This window comes from Vibrio sp. 1457, assembly GCF_033340195.1.
GTDB lineage: Bacteria > Pseudomonadota > Gammaproteobacteria > Enterobacterales > Vibrionaceae > Vibrio > Vibrio alginolyticus.
The window spans coordinates 677-1,035 of the sequence record NZ_JAWOWA010000150.1 but is presented as its reverse complement, the minus strand read 5'-3'; the positions used below and the strand labels follow the sequence as shown (position 1 = coordinate 1,035).

Sequence of the window (359 nt, the reverse complement as noted above, 5' to 3'; positions counted from 1 at the left end):
GTCGAAGGCGTGCCACAGGGCAATCACACCCACATACAAAAACAGCAGCACCAGTTCAGAAGTCAGACGTGCATCCCATACCCACCAGGTGCCCCACATCGGTGTTCCCCATGCAGAGCCGGTAACCAGGGCAATAAAGGTAAACACGGCACCAATGGGGGCCATCGCCGCCACCGCCAGGTTGGCCATTTTCATCTGCCAGACAAGGCCAATAAACGCTGCCACTGCCATTGATGCATAAATGCCCATCGACCAGATCGCCGCAGGCACATGCAGGTAGATAATGCGGTAGCTATTTCCCTGCTGATAATCAGCCGGAGCAAAGCCGAATCCCCAGATCCAGCCGACGGTAAGCACGA

1 pseudogene is annotated in these 359 nt (G+C 56.0%); it reads right to left on the bottom strand.

Annotated features, from left to right (window positions below):
- Positions 1 to 357 (bottom strand): annotated as a pseudogene (gene ccmC / locus R7Z41_RS24465) (heme exporter protein CcmC); the annotation flags it as partial.
- Between the last annotated feature and the right edge of the window lie 2 nt (positions 358 to 359).